Source organism: Mycoplasma yeatsii GM274B, from assembly GCF_000875755.1.
In the GTDB taxonomy this organism is placed as follows: domain Bacteria; phylum Bacillota_I; class Bacilli_A; order Mycoplasmatales; family Mycoplasmataceae; genus Mycoplasma; species Mycoplasma yeatsii.
Genome location: NZ_CP007520.1, coordinates 752111 through 774950, shown reverse-complemented (window position 1 = coordinate 774950; position 22840 = coordinate 752111). Strand labels below are relative to the sequence as shown.

General features: G+C 26.0%; 21 protein-coding genes and 4 tRNA genes. 19 read left to right on the top strand and 6 right to left on the bottom strand.

The features are described 5' to 3' along the window. Window positions 1-15: 15 nt before the first annotated feature. From MYE_RS03335 to MYE_RS03305, 7 genes are all read left to right on the top strand, one after another. Window positions 16-4224 carry an ABC transporter permease gene (locus MYE_RS03335; RefSeq protein ID WP_082028311.1) on the top strand — a complete coding sequence of 1403 codons (4209 nt, stop codon included), beginning with the start codon at window positions 16-18 and terminating at the stop codon, window positions 4222-4224. A gap of 89 nt (window positions 4225-4313) precedes the next feature. Further along, complete coding sequence (rplM, locus tag MYE_RS03330; RefSeq protein WP_004429103.1) at window positions 4314-4769, top strand: 50S ribosomal protein L13; 456 nt, start codon at window positions 4314-4316, stop codon at window positions 4767-4769. Then, the gene (gene rpsI / locus MYE_RS03325; RefSeq protein ID WP_442412968.1) at window positions 4766-5164 is read left to right on the top strand and encodes a 30S ribosomal protein S9; all 399 of its coding nucleotides are present in this window, start codon (window positions 4766-4768) and stop codon (window positions 5162-5164) included. Before rplM ends, rpsI begins: the two co-directional genes overlap by 4 nt. Before the next feature lie 127 nt (window positions 5165-5291). Beyond that, window positions 5292-5368: transfer RNA gene (locus MYE_RS03320), tRNA-Ile, on the top strand. A 157-nt stretch (window positions 5369-5525) separates the two neighbouring features. Next, on the top strand, window positions 5526-7940 hold the full coding sequence (gene leuS, locus MYE_RS03315; RefSeq protein WP_042733514.1) for a leucine--tRNA ligase: 2415 nt from the start codon (window positions 5526-5528) through the stop codon (window positions 7938-7940). Window positions 7941-8006: 66 nt separating this feature from the next. Beyond that, window positions 8007-9626, top strand: coding sequence for a hypothetical protein (locus tag MYE_RS03310; RefSeq protein WP_042733513.1), 1620 nt, complete (start codon window positions 8007-8009; stop codon window positions 9624-9626). Between the two features lie 93 nt (window positions 9627-9719). Then, window positions 9720-11033 carry a thymidine phosphorylase gene (locus MYE_RS03305; RefSeq protein ID WP_042733512.1) on the top strand — a complete coding sequence of 438 codons (1314 nt, stop codon included), beginning with the start codon at window positions 9720-9722 and terminating at the stop codon, window positions 11031-11033. Between the two features lie 34 nt (window positions 11034-11067). Here the strand turns inward: MYE_RS03305 and MYE_RS03300 are convergent, their stop codons facing one another. Both MYE_RS03300 and MYE_RS03295 read right to left on the bottom strand, forming a co-directional pair. Then, on the bottom strand, window positions 11068-11829 hold the full coding sequence (locus MYE_RS03300) for an ABC transporter permease (protein WP_042733511.1): 762 nt from the start codon (window positions 11827-11829) through the stop codon (window positions 11068-11070). Beyond that, window positions 11822-12715: an ABC transporter ATP-binding protein gene (locus MYE_RS03295; RefSeq protein ID WP_042733510.1), complete on the bottom strand. Its 894-nt coding sequence runs from the start codon at window positions 12713-12715 to the stop codon at window positions 11822-11824. The genes MYE_RS03300 and MYE_RS03295 overlap by 8 nt, the downstream gene beginning before the upstream one ends. Before the next feature lie 121 nt (window positions 12716-12836). Here MYE_RS03295 and MYE_RS03290 point away from each other — a divergent pair. The 9 genes from MYE_RS03290 to MYE_RS03250 all read left to right on the top strand — a co-directional run bounded on the left by MYE_RS03290 (window position 12837) and on the right by MYE_RS03250 (window position 16288). After that, window positions 12837-12912: transfer RNA gene (locus MYE_RS03290), tRNA-His, on the top strand. A gap of 71 nt (window positions 12913-12983) precedes the next feature. After that, a complete protein-coding gene (locus MYE_RS03285) occupies window positions 12984-14072 on the top strand; it encodes a hypothetical protein (RefSeq protein ID WP_042733509.1) in 1089 nt (362 codons plus the stop codon). Next, entirely contained in the window at window positions 14059-14415 is a 357-nt protein-coding gene (locus MYE_RS03280; protein ID WP_042733508.1) for a hypothetical protein, read from the top strand. The genes MYE_RS03285 and MYE_RS03280 overlap by 14 nt, the downstream gene beginning before the upstream one ends. 27 nt (window positions 14416-14442) lie before the next feature. Beyond that, window positions 14443-14667, top strand: coding sequence for an acyl carrier protein (locus tag MYE_RS03275; protein WP_004429118.1), 225 nt, complete (start codon window positions 14443-14445; stop codon window positions 14665-14667). Continuing rightward, window positions 14667-15131: a Fur family transcriptional regulator gene (locus MYE_RS03270; protein WP_042733507.1), complete on the top strand. Its 465-nt coding sequence runs from the start codon at window positions 14667-14669 to the stop codon at window positions 15129-15131. The genes MYE_RS03275 and MYE_RS03270 overlap by 1 nt, the downstream gene beginning before the upstream one ends. A 26-nt stretch (window positions 15132-15157) precedes the next feature. Then, a complete protein-coding gene (locus tag MYE_RS03265; protein WP_042733506.1) occupies window positions 15158-15514 on the top strand; it encodes a hypothetical protein in 357 nt (118 codons plus the stop codon). A gap of 40 nt (window positions 15515-15554) precedes the next feature. Then, a complete protein-coding gene (locus MYE_RS03260) occupies window positions 15555-16037 on the top strand; it encodes a hypothetical protein (protein ID WP_042733505.1) in 483 nt (160 codons plus the stop codon). Between the two features lie 61 nt (window positions 16038-16098). Next, window positions 16099-16174, top strand: a tRNA-Trp gene (locus tag MYE_RS03255). A gap of 39 nt (window positions 16175-16213) precedes the next feature. Beyond that, a tRNA-Trp gene (locus MYE_RS03250) sits at window positions 16214-16288 on the top strand. A gap of 45 nt (window positions 16289-16333) precedes the next feature. On the opposite strand, the gene MYE_RS03245 is transcribed toward MYE_RS03250, so the two are convergent. From MYE_RS03245 to MYE_RS03240, 3 genes are all read right to left on the bottom strand, one after another. Further along, a complete protein-coding gene (locus MYE_RS03245; RefSeq protein ID WP_042733504.1) occupies window positions 16334-17185 on the bottom strand; it encodes a DegV family protein in 852 nt (283 codons plus the stop codon). 12 nt (window positions 17186-17197) lie between these two features. Continuing rightward, a complete protein-coding gene (locus MYE_RS04415; RefSeq protein WP_236681615.1) occupies window positions 17198-17338 on the bottom strand; it encodes a hypothetical protein in 141 nt (46 codons plus the stop codon). A gap of 66 nt (window positions 17339-17404) precedes the next feature. Next, entirely contained in the window at window positions 17405-18016 is a 612-nt protein-coding gene (locus tag MYE_RS03240; protein ID WP_269078457.1) for a DegV family protein, read from the bottom strand. 96 nt (window positions 18017-18112) lie between these two features. Here MYE_RS03240 and ytpR point away from each other — a divergent pair, with 96 nt between their 5' ends. The 3 genes from ytpR to tyrS are packed head-to-tail and all read left to right on the top strand — an operon-like array spanning window position 18113 to window position 21019. Beyond that, a complete protein-coding gene (gene ytpR, locus MYE_RS03235) occupies window positions 18113-18721 on the top strand; it encodes a YtpR family tRNA-binding protein (RefSeq protein ID WP_042733503.1) in 609 nt (202 codons plus the stop codon). Next, window positions 18699-19763, top strand: coding sequence for a nicotinate phosphoribosyltransferase (locus MYE_RS03230; RefSeq protein ID WP_042733502.1), 1065 nt, complete (start codon window positions 18699-18701; stop codon window positions 19761-19763). The genes ytpR and MYE_RS03230 overlap by 23 nt, the downstream gene beginning before the upstream one ends. A gap of 8 nt (window positions 19764-19771) precedes the next feature. Then, window positions 19772-21019 carry a tyrosine--tRNA ligase gene (gene tyrS / locus MYE_RS03225; RefSeq protein WP_042733501.1) on the top strand — a complete coding sequence of 416 codons (1248 nt, stop codon included), beginning with the start codon at window positions 19772-19774 and terminating at the stop codon, window positions 21017-21019. A gap of 49 nt (window positions 21020-21068) precedes the next feature. On the opposite strand, the gene MYE_RS03220 is transcribed toward tyrS, so the two are convergent. After that, a complete protein-coding gene (locus MYE_RS03220) occupies window positions 21069-22655 on the bottom strand; it encodes an MFS transporter (protein WP_042733500.1) in 1587 nt (528 codons plus the stop codon). Window positions 22656-22840: the final 185 nt, after the last annotated feature.

Genomic DNA, 22840 nt, shown 5'->3' with positions numbered 1-22840 from the left:
GAAAGGAAGAAAGGTATGCAAAAATTAAAAAATAAATATTCATCTCGCAATTGATTTTTCTTGATGCTTAAAAACTCTTTTAAAAACTCTTTTAAAAACAAAGCTCAATTATTTGGATTGACTATTTTAGTGTCTTTAATGGCTCTTGTTATGTCATTAATTTCTTCAATTGATAGCAATGTTTTAAATAGATATGATTCTTTAGTTTCTAATTCAAATCAACATAATATAGTTTTAAAATTAAACCCTAAAGATAGTGTTGAAAATAACCAAGAAAATGTTCCTAATAATTTAGTTGAAGCTCAACAATATTGAATAGATCAATTAAATATTAAATATAAAGAAAAGTATAATCAAAGTTTTGATTGATCTAGAACTGAAGCGAGAGAATTTAGTCAGGTTTATTCAAATAATAATTTACAAACATTAAAAGCAATAGCAAAAACATCATCAAAAACTGATCAAGTTGATAAGCTTGTAATTTCACAAGGAAATGATATTAACTCTATTAATCAAGTTGTTTTAGATTCAATTTATGCTCAAAAACACAACATAAAAATAAAAGATATAATTAGAATTCAAAAAGATAAATTAGGCGATCAATTACTAGTTAGTTCGAATAAAAACGCTAGTACAAATGCTGAACAACATAGAGATATTGAATTAATAAAACAACAAGGACTAGATGATAAAAACGGAATCTATCAATTAAAATATGCTGGAACTTATTCTTGATTTCAAGTTGTTGGATTTGGTGAATCAGCTGATTTTATTGCCCCTATAATTAATCAACATTCACCAATTTCTAACCGAAATACTCAAGGATTAATTTATGTTGATCCATTCCAATTTGGATTAATTAAACAAGAAAATAATTTTTATAATTATGATGAAACAATTGGTAAATTAGTTGTAGGATCAGATAGTGAAATTGAATCATTTTATTCAATAAAAATAAATGATTTTATAGATAATGAAAAACTAAATTTTTTAAATAATACTTTTAAACAATTAATTAAAAATAATACAGACAAAACATTCTTTTATGAAATTGGTGATAAAAATTATATCTTTAATAAAAGAACATCGTTAATTAATAAAACAATTAGAATATATAACATTACTTCATCAATACTGTTATTTTCTATATTGTGTGTTGTTTTATATACAACAAGTTTAATGACTAAAAAACAAATAGAAAATTCTCGTTCTCAAATTGGAACAATGAGAGCGTTAGGATATAAAAAACAACAAATCGTATTTAATTATGTTGTCACCCCTTTAATAACTTCATTTGTTGGTGGAATTATTGGATATGTCGTTGCAGTTGGAGTTTCTATTGTAATTTTAAATAAGTTACAATCTTATTTCACATTATCTTATGGAGTTGCTTCATTTGATTGAATTGGATTTCTATTTGCATTTATTTTCATTTGAATATTAATGTCAGTTATATCATTTTTAATTGCCTATTTAATTATGAAAACTGGAGCGTTAAATTTAATTTATGCTCAACGAACTAAAAAACTATCTAAATGATCAATGATGGTTAAAAGAAATGTTCAAAATAAATCATTTAATAAAAAAATGAGAACAGCTTTATTAATTGATGCCGGACCTAAAATGTTTGGTGTAGGATTTGTTGTTTTATTATCAACTATTATGTTTACAATTTCTTTTTCTGCTCCTTATTTATTAAAAAGAAATCAAGCATATACATATAATGGAATTAACTATAAACAAGTAGTTGAATATTCTGAACCAAGTTATAATAATCCATTTTCATTTTCTAGAGTATTTAATCCTGAAAATGATTATGATGAATATAAAGTTATTAAAAAAAGTGAAGATAGTTTCGCTTCAACTTCTCTACCTGTTAAAGATAATTCTTATGATATAGAACAAATAATAAGTCAATATTCAAATCAAACTTATGGTAGTTCATATTATAATTTAGCAATTCCAACTATAGACAAGTCAGGTGATGCAGAACCGTACAGTTTGGGTGTTTCAAATATAAGAATGTTACAGGCTCAAGATACATCTATATCAACAGGTTATTTCAGACAACTAGCAAAATTATCATTATCTGAAACTGAACCATTTTTTGCTAATGCAGTTTTAAATAACTGATTTGATTATAAAAATTTAACATCAGAATTATTGGTTGATAAAAAAGATGATTTCAAAACTTTATTGAATCAATTTAAACATTTACAACGTTTCTATTCAATTTATTTAGATAGTATTGCATTATCAATTAATAGAGATTATTACTTAAATGATAATGAGCAATTTGATATTAATTTAGATGAAGAAAAAAGAATTGAAAAGTTTAACTCAATAGATAAAAAACAACAAGCTTTATTAAAATTTGCAGATGAATCGGTAGTTAGTGCATCTATTGCAAAACAATTACAAACACAAACAATTAAAGATCGTATCAATAACTTTAAATTATCTTCATCAAGTTCAAAAATGGGTAAATATCATATAATAGATGGAATTTGAAATAAAGATGATTCAGTAGAAGATAATATTTTAAAACTAAGTGAAAATGATTTTAAAGATGATTTAATCGATGAAAATAAATTATTAGATCTTGTTGCAAAACTAGGAGTTTGATGAACGGTATTATTTAAAAATAGAATGGAACAAGGTATAGTTCAAGCCGCTTATTCTAGAGCGCCTTATTTTGTAAGACAAAATTTAAAAATTGCTTATGATAATAATAAACAATACACATTAGGATTTAACTTAATTCCTTTTACAAAAGATAAAGAACAATTAGGAACTTTATTAAATGTTGAAACATTAAATAAAAAACATAATTTCAAAATTTATGGAATAAAAAATAATAATAAATTTATTAACTTATTTGACACTAATAAAAATAATTTAATTTCAAAACTTTATAATACTGAAAAAAACACAATCATAATAAATCAAACTATTTCAAAAAGATTGAACTTATATAAAGGTGACGAAATTGATTTGAATGTATTACAAAATGAATTACAAAAAATAGACAATAATAACATAAAACCATATAACACTTCTGATTGAAAAGATCAATTTGATTCACCAACAAGTGACTTTATTCAAAGAAGTGATATATCAACAGCGTCTACATCTGTTAAAAATCCTTTTAACAACAATGTTGAAGCCTTAACAAATGGTATTCCCGTTCCATGAGATGAAAAAGACAAATCACTTGATCCAAATCCATTTTATAAAGAATTTTTACAAGGTAACACAAGTGTAAATAAAATAAATAAACAACATAAATTCAAAGTTGTTGGAGTTCATGATGCTTATGGACAAGGTGCCGCTTGAATTAAAGAAGATAATGCTCAAGAAATTTTAAACTATAAACAAAATAAAGAAGTTTGATGAGAATTACTATTTAAAAAACAATGAAACAAAGTTTTTGATAAACAAGGTTATGTTGTTGATCAAATAAATACTGGATTAAACTTAACTGGCAATGATTCATTACAAAATTATAGTTATCAAGATTTTGTAAATAAATTAATTAAAGAAAATAAAAATGAAAAACAAAAACAAGCTGCACAAAATATTTTAAAAATCTTTGCTAATACATTTCCTATTTTTAACTATAAATATTCATTAAAAGATGATATTGGTGATCTAAGTAAATCTGTTTCAACTTATTCAAAAACAGGTGATTATAATCCAGTTACATTAAATGGAGTTCATGTTAAAGATCATCAAGTGTATGATGGAATTGGTCAAGGTTCAATTAATTTAATAGTTCCGATTAAAATTTCACAAGCTATTTTAAAACAAATTTCAGCATTGATCATATTATTACTAGCACTTGGTATTGTCGCTATTTTATCAATTTCATTTGTAATTATTTTATTAACAACTTCAGTTATTATTTCAGATAACAATAGATTTATATCAACATTAAAAGTATTAGGATATTCTAATTCATATATTGCTTTAAATATATTAGGAATGTATTTTATTGTGATAGCTTCAATGTTTTTAATTGGGATTACTAGTGGATGATTTATATTTTCAACAATTATAAAAAGTATTTATCACATAGTTGTTTTACCACTAGCGTTTCCTATTTGATTACCTTTTGCTGTAGCTTTAGGAGTTATTGGTATTTATATAATTACAATAGCTGTTGGATTTAATTCAATATCTAAAACTGATGCAACTCTAACTTTAAAAGATGTAAATATTTAATTGATAATTTTAAAAAGTTTTATTATAATATAAATTGCTTACGACACTTTATAGACCCCGGACAAGTCAAGTAAAGGAAAATAGCAAATATGAAACAAACTACATTAATTTCTGCAAAAGATATTAACAAAAAATGATATATCGTTGATGCAGAAGGACAAACTGTGGGTAGATTAGCAACTCAAGTTGCTCTTGTTTTAAGAGGAAAACACAAAGTTGACTTTACTCCACACATCAATAACGGAGATCACGTTATTATTATTAACGCTGAAAAAGCAATCTTCTCTGGTAAAAAAGAATCTAACAAAGTTTACTACCACCACTCAATGCACCCAGGTGGATTAAGAAGAAGAACAGTAGCAGTTCAAAGAGAATTAGACGCAACTAAAATTCTTGAAAGAGCTATCAGACTAATGTTACCTAAAAATGTTCAAGGTGCTAACCAATACAGAGCGTTACATGTATTTGAAGGTTCAGAACACCCATACGCTGCACAAAAACCTGAAGTTTTAAACATTCAAACTAAAAAAGGAGAAACTAAATAATGAACAACAAAGTTATTTATAGAGGAACTGGAAGAAGAAAATCTTCAATTGCTCAAGTTATCTTAACTCCAGGAACAGGTAATGTTATCGTTAATGGAAAACCTGCTTTAGAGTTTTTCCCATACGCAACATTAGTGCAAGACTTAGAACAACCATTAGTAGCTACTGGAACTTTAAAAGACTTTGACATTACTGTTAAAGTTATTGGTGGAGGATTCACTGGACAAGCTGGAGCAACTAGATTAGGAATTGCTAGAGCTTTATTACAAGCTAGTGAAGATTACAGAAAAGCTTTAAGAAATGAAGGATTATTAACTCGTGATGCACGTATCAAAGAACGTAAAAAATATGGATTACGTGGAGCACGTAGAGCACCTCAATTCTCAAAACGTTAATATGTATGAATCAACACGTATGTGTTGATTTTTTATTTAAAAATTATAGAAGCACAAAATTTAAAAAAATTTATAAATTATATTGATTTTATAAGTAAAAACATATAATATTACTATTGTATCGTTTCGGAATATAGCTCAGCTGGTTAGAGCACTCCGCTGATAACGGAGAGGTCGTTGGTTCAAGTCCAATTATTCCGACCATTAAGAAAACAAACAACACCGTAAGGTGTTTTTTTTATTTTTTTACGTATAATTTTAACTATTATAGGAAATAAAATATTCAGGATATTACACACTTTAAAGATGTATTTTTTAATTAGAAATTGTAAAATAAATATTATATTAAAGGAGAGAAAGTATGGATTTTTCACATAAAGCAATAGAAAAGAAATGACAAAAATTCTGAAAAGATAATAATATTTATAAAACTACAAATAATAAAGATAAAAAATCATATATTTTAGATATGTTCCCTTATCCAAGTGGTGCAGGACTACATGTTGGTCACGTTAAAGGTTACACTGCAACTGATGTTTTTGCACGTTTTAGAAGAATGCAAGGATATGATGTACTACACCCAATTGGTTGAGACGCTTTTGGTTTACCAGCTGAACAATATGCTTTAAAAACTGGAAATGATCCTAGAGAATTTACTTTAAAAAATATTGATAACTTTAGAGTTCAATTACAAAAAATGGGATTTAGTTATGATTTTGATAAAGAAGTTAACACAGCAGACCCAAACTACTATAAAATAACTCAATGAATTTTTAAAAAACTATATGAAAATAATTTAGCTGAAAATAGAGATATTGAAGTTAATTGATGTCAAGAATTAGGAACAGTGTTAGCCAATGATGAAATCATAGAAAAAGATGGAATCATGGTAAGTGAGCGTGGTGAACACCCTGTTACTAAGAAAAAAATGCGTCAATGAGTTTTAAAAATTACTGATTATGCTGAAAAATTATTACAAGGTTTAGATGAATTAGATTGACCTCAATCAGTTAAAGACTTGCAAAAAAATTGAATAGGTAAATCAGAAGGTGCTGAAATTATTTTCAAATCAAATGATATTGATATTCCAGTTTTTACAACACGTGCTGATACTATTTATGGAGTTAGTTACATTGTCTTAGCTCCTGAAAATGAATTAGTTTTAAAATTAACTAGCCAAGATAAACTAGAAGAAGTTAAAAAATACATTGAATTAACAGCTTCAAAATCTGAAATTGACCGTAAAGATGAATCTAGACCAAAAACTGGAGTTTTTGTTGGAAGTTATGCGATAAATCCTGTTAATAATCAACCTGTTCAAATTTGAATTAGTGATTATGTATTAAATGATTATGGAACTGGAGCTGTTATGGCTGTTCCTGCTCATGATAAAAGAGATTGAGATTTTGCAACTACATTTAATTTACCAATTAAATTTGTTATTAAAGCTAAAGATGAATCTAAAGCATTTGTTGGTGAAGGAATTCATATTAACTCTGAAATCTTAGATGGATTAGATAGAATACAAGCATTAGAAGTAATTTATAAATATATAGAAGAAAATAAATTAGGTACAAGAAAAGTTAATTACAAATTAAGAGATTGATTATTCTCAAGACAACGTTTTTATGGTGAACCATTCCCTGTTTTATATACAGAAAACCAAGAGATAGTTTTAGTTGAAGATGATAATCTACCAGTTACTCTACCTCAAACTGAATATATTAAACCAACAGGAACTGGAGAAAGCCCATTAGCTAATGTTGATAAATGAGTTAATGTTGAAATTGATGGTGTTAAATATAGAAGAGAAACTAATACCATGCCTCAATCTGCTGGATCTAGCTGATATTTCATTGCATATGTTTTAACAAACATGTCAAATGATTTAATTGATATAAATTCAGAAGAAGCTTGAAAAAGATTAGAAAAATGATTACCTGTTGATCTTTATATAGGTGGACAAGAACATGCTGTAGGTCACTTATTATATGCAAGATTCTGAACACATTTCTTATATGATATAGGAGTTTGTCCTGTTAAAGAACCGTTTAAAGACTTATTTAACCAAGGTATGATTTTAGGACCGGATGGTAGAAAAATGTCTAAATCATGAGGAAATGTAATTAATCCTGATGATGTAATTGATACACATGGAGCGGACGCTTTAAGATTATATGAAATGTTTATGGGGCCATTAGATGCTTCTCTTCCTTGAAGTTTTGATGGATTAGATGCTAGTTTAAAATGATTAAATCGTTGTTATAGAATGATTAATAAAGTTGAATTTTCAGATACAAACAATTCTAATTTAGATTTTGTTTATAATGATGTAGTTAAAAAAGTAACCGAAATGATCAGTTCATTAAAATTCAATACTGCAATTAGTCAATTAATGGTTTTAGTAAATGCAATTTACAAAGAAAAAGAAGGAACAGTATATAAACCTTATGTTGAAGGGTTTGTAAAAATGTTAAGTTTATTTGCTCCTCACTTAGCTGAAGAATTATGAGAAAAATTAGGACACAATTCAAGTATCACAACTCAACAATGACCAAATTATGATTCATCTAAATTAGTTAAAAACACAGTTGTAGTAGCAATTCAAGTTAATGGAAAACTTCGTAGTACTGTAGAAGTTGAAAAAAATACTGATAAAGAAACTCTACTTAAATTAGCTAAATCTGATGAAAATGTTATGAAATTTATCAATGGACATGAAATCGTAAAAGAAATTGTTGTAGTTGATAAAATTGTAAATATTGTTGTCAAGTAAAAGGTTATAAAAACCTTTTTTCTTTTCCAAAATTATATAATTTAATATAGAAAGGAAACACAAATTATGAGAAAGACTGTCAAATTAACAATTTTATTATTAGTAGTTGCAGTGATTTATTTCGGTTATTCAGCATGAATTGATAGTGTTGCTATTTATGCGATTAGAAATACCGATGCTAACGATCCTACAAAATCATTCTGATCATCAATGACAAGTTCTCCAGCTTGAATTAGTCAATGAAAAGCTATTTTAGAAGCTAGATTTTCTTCTGATGGACCTTTTAAAAATCCAGATCTTGTTAAACAAGTTCAATCTTTCAACGGTTCTACTGCTTGAAGTGCATGACAAGAAGTAATTGCTCAAAGTGGTTATAAATTAACTGGATTCATGGCGCCAGACTCACTACTATATACTTTACTAAGTCCTTTCAAACTTATTTTAGTTGGGGGGGTATTTGCAATGTTTATCCCTCTATTAAAACAACTTTTATTTAATACTATTATAGGAATTAAAGCATATATTAAAAATCGTGATATGAACGTTTTATTTAACTATAGTAAAACTATTGATTATGTTAAAGATTTAAAAACTAAAATTGAAGCAAACGATTTTGAAGGTGTTAAATCAGCTTATCTAAGTTATTCAGGATTAGCTTTTAAACCAATGTTTCTAACCAATTTAATGGATGAAATATATAAAAAATTAATTAAATTTGGCGACATTTCAATATTTGCAAGTGGATGTGATTCAGTATTAGAATCAATCAATGAAATGTATACTAAAGAAAAAAGAAGAGCTATGAACAATGGTAGGGGAGATGAAATGTTTTATGATATTAAACGTGGATTTGAGTACTCATCACATAGTTCTAAATACTTTGTTAAATACTATGAAGCGATGTCTAAAAATAATAAAGATTTAGGATGAAGAATCTTTAGTATTGAAATATCAAGATTCCCATTATTCTTATTATTTTCAGTTTTACCTTCTGCTTTATTATCTGGTATTTTAAGTACAGTAATTTTAAAATCTATTTCTTCACCATTAACTGCTAGTGTGGTTACATTAATAACTTTTGGATCATTTGTCCTTCCTTGAGTATTATTTGCGATTATATTACATTGATTCTATGCAATTTTAAAAACTGATTACAAAATAAACAAACGTTTATTATTCAAACCTGCATTAGTTTGTTATTCACTATTATTACTAGCAGCAATTACTGTAACTGCTGGATGTATCGGTATAGCTCAAGTTGGAAATATTGCTGAACCATATACTGCAGTTTTAATGACAAAATGATTCAGTGCATTAGCTTATTTAGTTTTAACTACATGTTTAGTAATGTATGTTTTAGCAACTTTAGTTGATAATCATAGAAAAGGAAAAGAATTAAAATTTAATGTAATTATTAGTAACATTGTTGCACCATTATTTATTTGAGTAATAACAACAGGAGCTAACTTCTTTGCTATTTTTGCAACAACAATTGCTGAAGATATTACTAATTGAATTTCAGGAATCAACATTATAATTATGGTTCTATTCTGAATTTATCTATTTACATCTAACTTCTTAATTAATAACTTAATCACTAATAAAACAGCTAAAAGATTAAGTCAAACTAAAATTATAGAAGCAGCAAAAACAAGAAAAACTAAAAAACAATCAACACAAAAATAATTGGCTACAGGCCAATTTTTTAATATTTTAAGATATTTTTTGAAATTCAATTTTTAATTTTTTATAATTTTTTACAGGAGGGCGTTGAGATATATGAATACATTTACAAACATTATTGAAAAGAAAAAACATAATATTAAATTAACACAAGATGAAATCAATTGACTTATAAAAGGTTATGTTGATGGATCTATTACAGATTATCAAATGGCCGCATTTTGTATGGCTACTTATTTTACTGATATGAATGATTTAGAAACTTCATATCTAACAAAATCTTATATTGAATCAGGATCACAATATGATTTAAGTTCAGTTAAAGGTTTTAAAGCTGATAAACACTCAACTGGTGGAGTTGGAGATAAAACTAGTTTAGTTTATGCCCCACTTGTAGCTAGTTATGGTATTAATATCTGTAAACTAACAGGAAGAGGATTAGGTAAAACTGGTGGAACAGCTGATAAATTAGAATCATTTCCTGGTTGAAAATGTGAATTAGAAAATGATGAATTTACAGGTGTAATTAATAAAACAGGATTAAGTATTATTTGTCAATCTGATGATGTTGTTCCTGCTGATAAAAAAATCTATGCATTACGTGATGTTACTGGAACAATCGATTCAATGCCATTAATTACTGCTTCAATTATGAGTAAAAAACTTGTTGTTGAAAACGATGGATTAGTTTTAGATGTTAAAGTTGGAAACGGTGCATTTATGACTAATTTAGATGATGCTATTGATCTTTCTAATAGAATGATTGATGTTGCTAAAAATTATAATAGAAAAATTGGTGTCATTCTTTCAAATATGGAATGTCCACTAGGAAAAGCGATTGGTAATGCTAATGAAGTAAAAGAAGCTTGAGATACACTTAACGGAAAAGGGCCAAAAGACTTTGTTGAATTAATTACTACAATTGTTGGTGTAACTTTATTACAAGCTAAAATGTTTAATACTTTAGATGAAGCTAAAGCTGATGTTTATAAAAAACTTCAATCAGGAGAAGCTGCACATTATTTTAAAGATTTTGTTATCGCTCAAGGTGGAGATTGATCTGTTTTAGAAAATTATGATAAAGTATTTAAATGTAAAAATAAACTTGAAATCAAAGCAACAAAAAGTGGTTATGTAAAATACACAAGAGCTGAAGAATTAGGTTTAATTTCAGTTCAACTAGGAGCTGGACGAGCTAAAAAAACTGATACTATTGATCATGCTGCTGGAATTTATTTAGATAAAGAATATGGTGATCAAGTTAATGTTGGTGATGTAGTTATGACTTTATATACTAATAAAGAAATAAATCCATTGTGAGAAAAAGAAGTATTAAAAACTTTTGAAATAGTTGAATCTCAACCTACAAAACAAGTTATTTTCAAAATCATTTCAGATGATGTTAAATAATAGAAAAAAACACAAGCAATCAAAGCTTGTGTTTTTATAATGGTAAATCTTTTTTGATATAAACAATTGATGAAACAGAATAACAAACAACACTAATAGAAGATAAAACAATAAAATTATAAATAAATTTAGAAACGTCTTTTGATTCTATTTTAGTGTAATCAAATAGTGAAAATAATGTTAAATATTTAAGGTTTTTAAGTAGTTTAAGATTTTCAGCATCAGTTTTTGCAACAACTGAAGAAGTAATATAAAGAGTGTAAAATAAAACAATTAATATAGAACTAAAAAGTAGTGTAAGTGATGATTTATTAAATATAGAACTAAACATAAAACATATTGAGCCAACAGATGATAAAAACAATCAATAACCTAAACATTGCAGTGTTCAACTTGCTGAGTTTATATAAGTTGGTTTTTTGATAAGTATAAAAATAAAAACTATTAAAAAATTAATAAATACATAACTAGTAATGCAAAATATAAAATAATTCATTTTATTTAAAATTATTTTTAACCTAGATAATTTTGTTGATAATGTATAAGTTAAATAACCTCTATCAATTGGTCTTGTGTTTAACACGTTAGGAACAACAACAAAAAATATTGAAATAGCAACAATGCTTAAACCAGCTATATTTGAAAAGAATAAAAGTTGAATAGTTGAAATAGAATCATCAATATTTTTATTAAATATTAAGATTAATAAATTAATTAAAAATATAAAAGGTAAAATTAAAAATCAAAAAGATTTTGTAGATCTAAAAGAATCTTTTCATAATTGAAGATTAAACATTGTTTTCAACCCCATTTCTTTTATAAAAATTCAAGAAATATTTTTCAAGTGAAAAAGGTATTTCTTTCAACATTTCAATTTGATAATTTTTTAACTGTTCAAAAAAGTTATTAACATGATTTGTTGGAACAATATATAACACTTTATTATCATTAACTTCTTTTAAAAATTTAGATTCTAAAATCTGATTATTTTTAAAACTAATTTCATATCTTCTATCACTTATTTGTTTTAAATTTTCTAAATCAATATCAGCTACGATTTTTCCTGATTTAATAATCGCAACTTTATTACAAGTTTTTTCAATTTCTTCAAATATGTGTGAACTTAACAAAATAGTTGCACCATTATTTTTACATTCTAAAACTAAATTAATAAATTTATTTTTCATTAAAGGATCTAATCCAGTTGTTGGTTCATCTAAAATAAGTAATTTAGGATTATGCATAAAAGCAATTACTAAAGCAACTTTTTGTTTCATACCTTTACTCATTTTTTTAATTTTAATATTAGGATTAAATTCAAAATAATTAATTAGTTTTTCAACATAATCTCAATTAGTTTGATTTCTTAATTTAAAGATTTGTTTAATAAAATCTAATCCATTAACATATTCTGGTAAATTAATTTCTCCTGGTATATATCCAACTTCTGATTGAATTAGATGAGATTGTTTTCACGCATCTTTATTCATAATATTAACTGAACCTTTTAAAGGTTTAATATATCCCATCATATGTCTAATTGTTGTAGATTTACCAGCCCCATTTGGTCCTAAATAACCATAAACATCACCTTGTTTAACAACTAAATTAATATCAAAAATACCATATCCTGATTTAAACTTTTTAGTTAAATTATTTATTCTAATAATTTCTTGATTCATTTAATTATCTCCTATCTTATCTAGTTTTAATATTAAATGATAATATAATATTATATTGTTAAATAAATTATGTGTTTATATTGACATTAAACATTGTTTTTTAGATAATATATAAGTCACGGCGTCGGTGGTGAAGTGGTTAACACATCAGGTTGTGGCTCTGACATTCGCGGGTTCGATTCCCGTTCGACGCCCCATTTAGAAAATAACAACAACACTTAGGTGTTGTTTTTTTATTTTTTCCTAATACTTTAATAGAGGTGAGAATATGAATATAGTTCATAAAGAAATTGAAGTATCAAATAGACAAATTATTGCAAAGCCAGATTATTGTTGTGATGTAATATTTTCTAAGAAAAAATATCAAATTAAAAATGATGAGTTTTATAAGTTAAATCTAATCATATCTAAAAACTATAAAACTAAAAGAAATTTAGATTTTATATCTAATACATTAAATAACTTTAAATACAAAATAGGTTATAAATTAGATAATCAAGAAATTGAATTATTTAATAATTTTAAAAATCCAATTAAATATCGAGTAAGTGATGATAAAAAAGAATTTATTGAAATTTTATTACCAGTAAAAGTATTTAATAAAGATGTGATTGATTTAATTTTTAGTTGTGAGTTTGAAGCTGATCATAAAGTTCAAAAATTTACTAGTGATATTAAATTAAATACTTTAGCTAGTGATAGTAAAGATATTTATCAAAATAATTTAATTAATTATTATAAAAATTATGATAAATATTCTGGTAAAACAAATACAACTTTTAATCTTTTAAATTACCAATTAAAATACATTATTAATAAATTTACTGTTAATAAAATATATGATAAATTAATGAAATTTAACTATGCTTTTAAAGTTAATTTAGATAGAGAATTAAACAATAATTCAGAAGTTAATAAACTGATTAATGATGTGATGAGTCAACAAGTTAGAAATTATTTTAAAATTGAGAATTTAAAACTAAATGATCACGTAAAAGCAAATAAAGAATATAAACAATTACCTGAATTATCAATTGGACATGATGCAGTTTATTTTGTAAATAAATTAGAAACTAATTCAGATAAAGATTTAGTAATTGAAAATAATAATCAAGCTAGAGGTTTTATTTTTAATCCTGAAGTTACAAATAAATTAGCTTTTGACTTTAAAATTTTTAACGATACTTTTTCAGTTCAAACTAAAGTTAAAGATATTGATATTATAAGAGTTAATCAAATGAAAATTAAAAACCCTACTATACAACATTATGAATTTTCAAAAGAATTCTTTTCAAGTTTAAATTTAATTGAAGATGAGAAATTAGAAAGAGAGATAGATAAATATGAAGTTGAGTAAAAGATTAAGAATTTCAATAATTACAGCACTAATTGCTTCTTGTATTGCTTCAACTTCAGCTTCAATTTATTTTTCTAAAGTTTTTACAGTAAATACTAACTTAGTTCAAAATTATCAAACCATTAACCAACCGATTATTAATAAAAGTCATATTAATAAATTATTAACAGATCAAAACCAATTAAATATTAATAATTTTAAAGTAACATTTTTAAATGAATTAAAAAAACAAAATAAAGATCTAAAGGTTTTAGATGATTTAGTTAGCTTTACATACAATAAAACTGAAGTTTGTGTGAATTATAAAAACTATAAATGGTTCTATAAAATTGTATATAATTAAAATAGAAAGACATTAATTGGTGATTGTATGAACATTTATGATGAAATTGTTAAAAAATTAAAAAGTAAAGGTGCAAAAGGTAGTATAAACATTAACTCTGAATTTAAAAAAATGGGTCTTGATTCTTTAGATTTGATGGATTTAATTGTTGAGTTAGAAGATAAATTAGATATTAGAATTGATGATGATGCATTATTAAGTATTAAAACTGTTTCTGATTTATTAAATGTAATTGAAGAGTTGAAAAAGTAATGATAAATTTAAACCAAACTCAAAAAGAAAAGTACGAAAAAATAATTAAAAAATTCAAAAATAAAAAGATAAGATTAACTGAAGTAAGAACTGCAATTATTAAATTATTAATAGCTTCAGAGCATCTAACAATTCAAGATATAATAACAAGTTTAAATAAAGAACTTGGTAATATAAATGTTATGAGTGTTTATAACACAATGGACTTATTATTAAGTGAACATATAATTTTTGCAAATACTTTTAATGGTAAAACAATTTGATATGAAATTGCTACAGAAAAATCTGTACATTTAAAATGTGATAATTGTTCAAAAGTAATTCATTTAACTGATAAACAAACTGATAATTATAATTTTTTAGAGTTATTAGAATTATGTCAAGCAAATGGAATACAACTTGATCACTTTAAAATAGAAGGTCATGGATATTGTAAAAGTTGTCTGAATAAAACCGACCAATAATTTATATATTTAGATAGGAAAAAAATATGATTAGAATAATTTTGAACGTATTCAGATTATTAGTCTGAGTTTTACTGTGTGTGCTTATACTTTTTATTGGTGTTGCACTTTTAAGTTTTTCAACAAAAGCAGATTATATAACAAAGTTAGTTAATGCATTAAAGGAATCTAATCTTAAATTTTTTATTGATTCAGCAAAAGATACTTTAGCAGGAAAATCACTTATTGATATATGATCTTTAGATTTTCAATTATTAAATCATAAAATAGGTGCAATATTAATTTTCTACGCATTACCAATAAGTAACATAATTTATATAACGTTAGGGAGCATATCTTTATTCTTGTGAATGAAAAAGAAGAAAAAGAAAACAAAAGAATAGAATATAAAATAAATCAAAGTTAAACGGAGATTGCTTTAATATGAAATTGAAAAAGATTTTACCATTAATATCAGTTGCATCATTAATTGTACCCATTGGATATGGGGTATGAAAAGGCGAATTATTAACAACCCCTTTATTTACAAAAAGACCAGTTCCGCCTATTGATGATCCAAAGGCTAATAAAGAAATAATCACAGAAAGATTTAATGGTTTAAAAAATTTAGCTGAAGACTTTATTAATGATGAAAAAAGTGGTTTATCAGAAGAAGCGAGAGATTGATTTAATCATAACAAGGATAAAATAGAAGAGCAGATTTCAAAGTTAACTGATGAACAGTTAAAAGATATACGTGTTTTGTCTGACGAAGTCCTTAATGAAAATATACTCGACTTAGCTCAACAACCCGAACGAATAAGTGAATTAATTGATAAGGTTAAAAATTTTTTAGATAAAAATAATGTAAACATACCATCTGATATACATTTACCAGATAACATAATAGACAAATTTTATGATTAAAATAAAACTTAAATATTGAAAAAAAATAAACATTTCTTTATAATAAATAAGGTAATCTTATAGGGGCATAGTTCAGTTGGTAGAACATCGGTCTTCAAAACCGAGTGTCACGAGTTCGAGTCTTGTTGCCCCTGCCATTATAGAGAAAAAGGATCACACTATGTGTGATTTTTATTAGGAGAGTAGTTCAACGGTAGAACATCGGTCTCCAAAACCGAGTGCTGAGGGTTCGATTCCTTTCTCTCCTGCCAACGATAAGAGAAAATTAAAAGCTGGTTATTACAACCAGCTTTTATTTATTTTTTAATAGCTATAAATGCAATAGTATCAATCCCTGCATGAACAGTATAAATATTTGGAACAACGTCATCACTAAATTTAACTTTTGCTTCATCTAATGTTTTTTTAACTATGCTAAATGTTTTTTCATTTGTCAGAGGAGTTTTTAAAACAAATAATTCAAATTCAGAATCGTTATATTTATCTTTTAAATTTTTTATAACTCTTTCAGTTAAACTTGAATAAGTTCTACCGAACGCTTCTTTTTTAGGTTCTTTTCCTCAAACCATTAATAATTTAGTTTTTAAAATATTTAATACACTTGTTAGTATTCCGAGTGCTCTCCCTCCACTTAACAATCTTTTTAGATCACCAGGAATAATTGAAACATAAACTCTAGATTTATTTTTATCAATAAATTTTATTGCTTCAGTTGGAGTTTTAATTTCATTGTTTTGAATAGCTTTGCTTAATTCAAGAGCAATTAAACTAATACCTTGTGCAGCTAAATCAGTGTTTTCATAAACTGTAACTTTATCTACGAATTTTTCGTCATTACTTACTAATAATGCAGTTTGTAACATAGAAGATAAGTTTTTGGTGATTGGAATGTGAATGATATGATCGTATTCTTTTAACATTTCACTATATTTTTGTTCTAACTCACCCGGACTAGCTTGACTAGTTTTTATGTTTTCACCATCATCAACTCTTTTTAAAATATTGTTTTTAGTAACACCAGATTCAGAATCTAAAATTTCACTATTATCTGGCATAACTATATGTAATGGTAATAAATCAATGTTTGTATCTTTTAATTTTGATACATCATAAATTGATGAACTATCTATTAAAATTCCTATTTTCATAATATGTTCCACCTACTTTTTTCATGCAACTAAAGCAATAGTTTCTTTTCCTGTGTGAGCGGCAATAACGTTTGTTAGTTCAGATTTAATTCTAATTTCTAGATCATATTCTTTTATTATTTCTTCAATTGAACATAAGCATTCGTTATCCATTTTTGAATATGAAATATCAATATGTTTTAAGTCTTGTATTTCATCTTTTAATAGTTCTAAAGCAGTTTATATAGCTTTTTTAAATGTTCTTGCTGTAGTTTCTTTATCGATACTTCCATCATATCTTAAAATTGGAGATATCTTTAACATTTTAGCAATTGCAGCGGCCGCAGGTTTAATTCTTCCACCCTTTTTTAAAGTTTCTAAATTTTTTGGTATTATAAATGCAACAAAATCATTTGAAGCTTGTTTAACTAGTTCTTCAATTTCTGATCCACTTTTATCTTCTTTAATTCATTCTGATACTTTTCTAACCATTTCTTGTAATACTACACTTACTGATTTTGTATCACAAACAAATACTTTATCTTTATATTTGTCTTCATTTTGACTTAGCATTTTAAAAGTGTTATATTGACCGCTTAATTGACTTGAGATAGGTAAAAATACAATTTGATCATATTTTTCTAATAAGCTATCTCAAATTTTAAACATATCACCAGGTGCAGTTTGACTAGTTTTTAGTGTTTGATTTTCTAATAATTCGTAAAAATAATCCTTTGTTAAACTTTCGTTATCATAAAAAGTTTGACCATCTTCTGTTGTGATCATCAAAGGAATTACGTATAAATTTTCATATTTTGAAACTCTTCCATCAAAAGAAGAATCTGTAAGAATTGCTACTTTAATCTTACATCACCTTTTCTATACATATTTATTTAAATTATATAAATTGGTATAATTAAAATCAATTAGATAGGGGAATTATTTATAATGAATAGTTTAAAATTTGGGGTCTTTTATAACAAACAATTTGATACATTATTAGTTAGTTTTTCAGACAAACCAGCAACTGAAACAGAAACAATCAACAATGTTGTTGTTTTAAAAAATAAGAATGAAGTAGTTGGTGTAAATATCTTTGAAGTTTCAAAAGATATACAAATCCAAGATTCATTTTGTTCTGAAAAACAAGAAGTAGTTGAATATGTAGAAAACATTTTAAAAGACATTTATCCAGTTAAACAAGAAAAACAATTTTTAATAGGTAAAATATTAAGTTGTGAGGCTATAGAAGGTACTCACCTTCATTTATGTGAAGTTGATATAAAACAAGAAGTGCTTCAAATTGTTTGTGGTGCTTCTAATGCTAGAAAAGGTTTACTAGTTGTTGTTGCAACTTCAGGTAGTTGAATGCCTAATGGATCACTAATAACTGAAGGAAAAGTTAAAGGAATAGATTCCTATGGTATGTTATGTAGTGCTAGAGAATTAAAATTAGAAAAAGAAAGTCAAGGTATCATTGAACTAGGCTCTGAATATTCAAACAAAATAGGTCAGAGTTTTTGAGGTGTTTATTATGATGAACAAAAACAAGTTTAAATTTGATCAAAAAGTTAAAGAAAAATATTATGTAGCTGACTATTTTAAAAAAACAATTCAAATCATGGAAGAATTTGAATTGAAACATAGAATAACTATGCAATTTTTCCAAAGAAACGATAATGTAGTTTTATGTGGAATTAAAGAAGTTTTAGATCTATTAGAATTTGCGTGTCCTAATTATAACGATTTAGAAATTTGATCATTAAATGATGGAGATATCATTAATTCAAAAGAACCAGTTTTAAGAATAACTGGTCTTTATAAAGATTTTGGTTGATTAGAAGGAATGATTGATGGTATTTTATCTAGAAATACTTCAATTGCAACTAATTCTAAAAAAGTTATTCAAGCTGCAAAAAATAAAATAGTAGTTAGTATGTTAGATAGAGCAGATAGTTATAAAACTTTAGCAAATGACGGTTATGCTTGTTATATTGGTGGATTTAAACATTTTGTAACTCAAGCCGCTTTAGAATATATAGATGATGAAAATGTTAAACAACCTTTAGGTACAATGCCTCATGCTTTAATTCAAGCTTTTAATGGTGATACTTTAAAAGCTGCTCAAGCTTTTTATAAAACTTTTCCAAATAACAATTTAACAGTTTTAATTGATTATAATAATGATTGTGTTAATACAGCAATTGAAGTAGGGAGCTATTTTAAAGATAAATTATATGCTGTTAGAATAGACACTTCTCAAGCACTTGTTGATAAATATTTACAAGAAAATAAAGATAAATATCCAAAAGATGCAAAATTAAATGGAGTATCACTTCAATTAGTTCAAGAAGTTAGAAATGCATTGGATAAAGTTGGATGCAAACACACTAAAATAATTGTTTCTTCAGGATTTACAGCAGAAAAAATTAGTGAATTTGAATCTTTAAATGCTCCTGTAGATGTTTATGGAGTAGGTAGTGCTTTATCTCAAATAAATATTAATTTTACTGGAGATGCAGTTTTAATTGATGGAAAAGAACAAGCTAAATTTGGTAGAAAATATATTGAAAATCCAAGATTGAAAAAAGTTAAGTAGGAGAAAAAATGAAAAATAACATTATTAATGAATTAACTTGAAGAGGACTAGTAAAGCAAATAACAAATCAAGAAAAAATCATATCAGCACAAAATAATCATGATTTTGTTTATTGTGGTTTTGATCCTACTGCCGATTCTTTACATGTAGGTCACTTAATGATGATTGTCACTTTAAAAAGATTTGGTCTAGCTGGATTTCAACCAATTGCTTTAATTGGTGGAGCAACAGGAATGATCGGTGATCCTTCTTTTAAATCTTCTGAAAGAGTTTTACAAACTGATGAACAAGTTAATCAAAATATTAAAGCTATTAGTAAACAGTTACAAAGAATTATTCCTAATGTTACTTTTGTAAATAATGCAGATTGATTAAAATCTATTAGTTTAATTGATTTTTTAAGAGATGTAGGAAAACATTTTAATATAAGTTATTTATTAGCAAAAGAATCAATTGCAACAAGAATTCAAACAGGATTATCAGTAACAGAATTTTCGTATACTATGTTACAAGCTTATGATTTTTATCATTTATATACAAACAACAATTGTACAGTTCAAATTGGTGGATCTGATCAGTGAGGTAATATAACAAGTGGTATTGATTTTATTGCAGATAAAATTGGTCGTGATAATAGTAAAGCTTCAGGTTTTACAATTCCATTATTAACAAAATCAGATGGTAAAAAATTTGGTAAAACTGAATCAGGAGCAGTTTGATTAGATGCTAATAAAACTAGTGAGTATGATTTTTATCAATTTTGATTGAATCAAGCTGATGAAGATTGTGAAAAAATGTTAAAATTCTTAACTTTCTTAAATGAACAAGAAATTAATGATTTAATTGAAAGTCATAAACAAGAACCTCATAAACGTGTTATGCAAAAAGTTTTAGCAACTGAAATTACAAAATTTGTTCATGGTGACGAAGGATTAGAAAAAGCTATTAAATTGACTGATGCATTTTTCAAAGGAGATTTATTTTCTTTAACAGATGACCTTTTAAAAATGGCTATAGTTTCATTACCTTCTATTGAACTAGGAAATTCAACAAAAATCATCGATGCACTAGTATCAGTTTCAGCATCAAGTTCAAAACGTGAAGCAAGAGAATTTATTAATTCAAAAGCAATTTATGTAAATGGAGAACTAGTAGTTGATGAAAATCAATTATTAAGTGATTTTAAAACTATTGAAGAAAAATATCTTCTAATTAAAAGAGGTAAAAGAAAATATTTCTCAGTAATATTAAAGTAAAAAAAAGTATGCAAAAAAATCATAGGGCTGACCTATGATTTTTATTTTTCTATTTTGATAATTTTTCTTCTAGAATTTGTAATCTACTTTCAATATTTGCCATTCTGTTTTGGTGTTGTAAGACGAAATGTAGAATAATTCCTGAAATTAATCCAAGAGCTGCAAATCCTAAAACAACAGCAAGAATTAATTGGTTACCATATGTATCAGCAACAGAGCTGAAACCATCTGGCTTAGTACCTTTTGTATCTATAATAAATTCAATTATATTATCTGCAGCATCTTTTTTAATTCACATGTGGTGTTTTGCTTCGATAGCCGCTCTTATTTGTTTAAAGAATGCATCTGGAGTGAAAGCAATAACACTAACTATATTAACTGCAGCTGCATAATTATCATTTTGAACTTTTAAGTCTGTTCCAATTGGAGATCATCTAATTGTAACAACTGCTCAAGTTACCGCTCCCATTAATATTAGGTTAAATGCAGCAGCAATTTGTAAAATGATAACCGAAGCACTGTTTTTATTTAAATTTGCAGGATTACTAATATTATCTGATGTAAATGCTGGTAATAAAATACCTATTGCAATTAAGATCATACCAATAAATAATCCGACACAAAGTAATGGAATGTATGATTTTCTAGTATCTGCTCATTTTCCGAATCATCCTGATATTAAGAAACGCATTGCATAAGTTCTAAATATACCAATAATCATAACAACAATAGCTGGAATTCAGAATACGTTACTTAAGTAGTTAACATATGAACTTAATCCCATTTGTAACATATAAACACCTAAAACTAAAAGAGATAATAAGATAATAGTTTTTTGTTTTAATACGTTAACAAGAGCTTTAATAGAGAATGATAAAGGTTCTTTAACTTTAGGTTCTTTAATAAAGAATAACGCAAGAGCAGCAGAAGTTAAAATAATTCCTGCATAGATAGAAATTAATATTAGGAAAGAAACTGCAACACCGTGTTCTCCACCAATTTTTCCTAAAATTTCATTTTTTTGTAAGAAGAATAATAGTGTTCCAAATAATGCGATTAATAAACCTGTTAAACCATTAATCATTCCTTGGATACCATTATTTTTTCCAACTTGTTTTTCTTGTAATTCAGGTGGAAGTCCTTCAGTATTAACGTTTTTAACCAATTTTCATAATGGAGCTCAGAATAATGCGGTTGTTGAAAACGCAAATCCAGCAAAGATAACACATAATTGTGTTAGCATAACATCTCTTGCTGATCCTGTTAGTTCAGCAACACCTCCATTTCCTGACATCATAGGAACGAATGGCAGAATAACATATCAAACTCCTAAAATACCAGTGATGACAACCCCTAAAACAACTAGAGATTTAGCTCTAAATTTGTCTCCAAATCAAGCACCAAGTATATAACAAGGCAATGCCACATATCCATACACAGCACCAGCTTGTGAATAATCTCCTTGAGCTAATTTAAAGTTTGTGTTCATGTTAGGTATAAAGTTATCCATATAAAATGGAATAGCGAAAATTGCAACGTCAGCGATAGCTAATATAAATAAAACAAAGTTACGTTTGAAAAACATCGGAATGTCTTTTATTGTTGTAAACACTTTATTTGATTTACTTTTATCCATGTACACAACTTCCTTTCTATTTTTTTGTTCAAATTAAATTAACATATTGTCGTATTTATTTTGAAGGTATTAAATGAATATTTAATACAACTTTATATTATCATATATAAAAATTGTTTTATAAATCGCCACTTGAGAACAAGAGCTTAGAACTTTCAATTATAATTTAAAAAAATTACAAATTA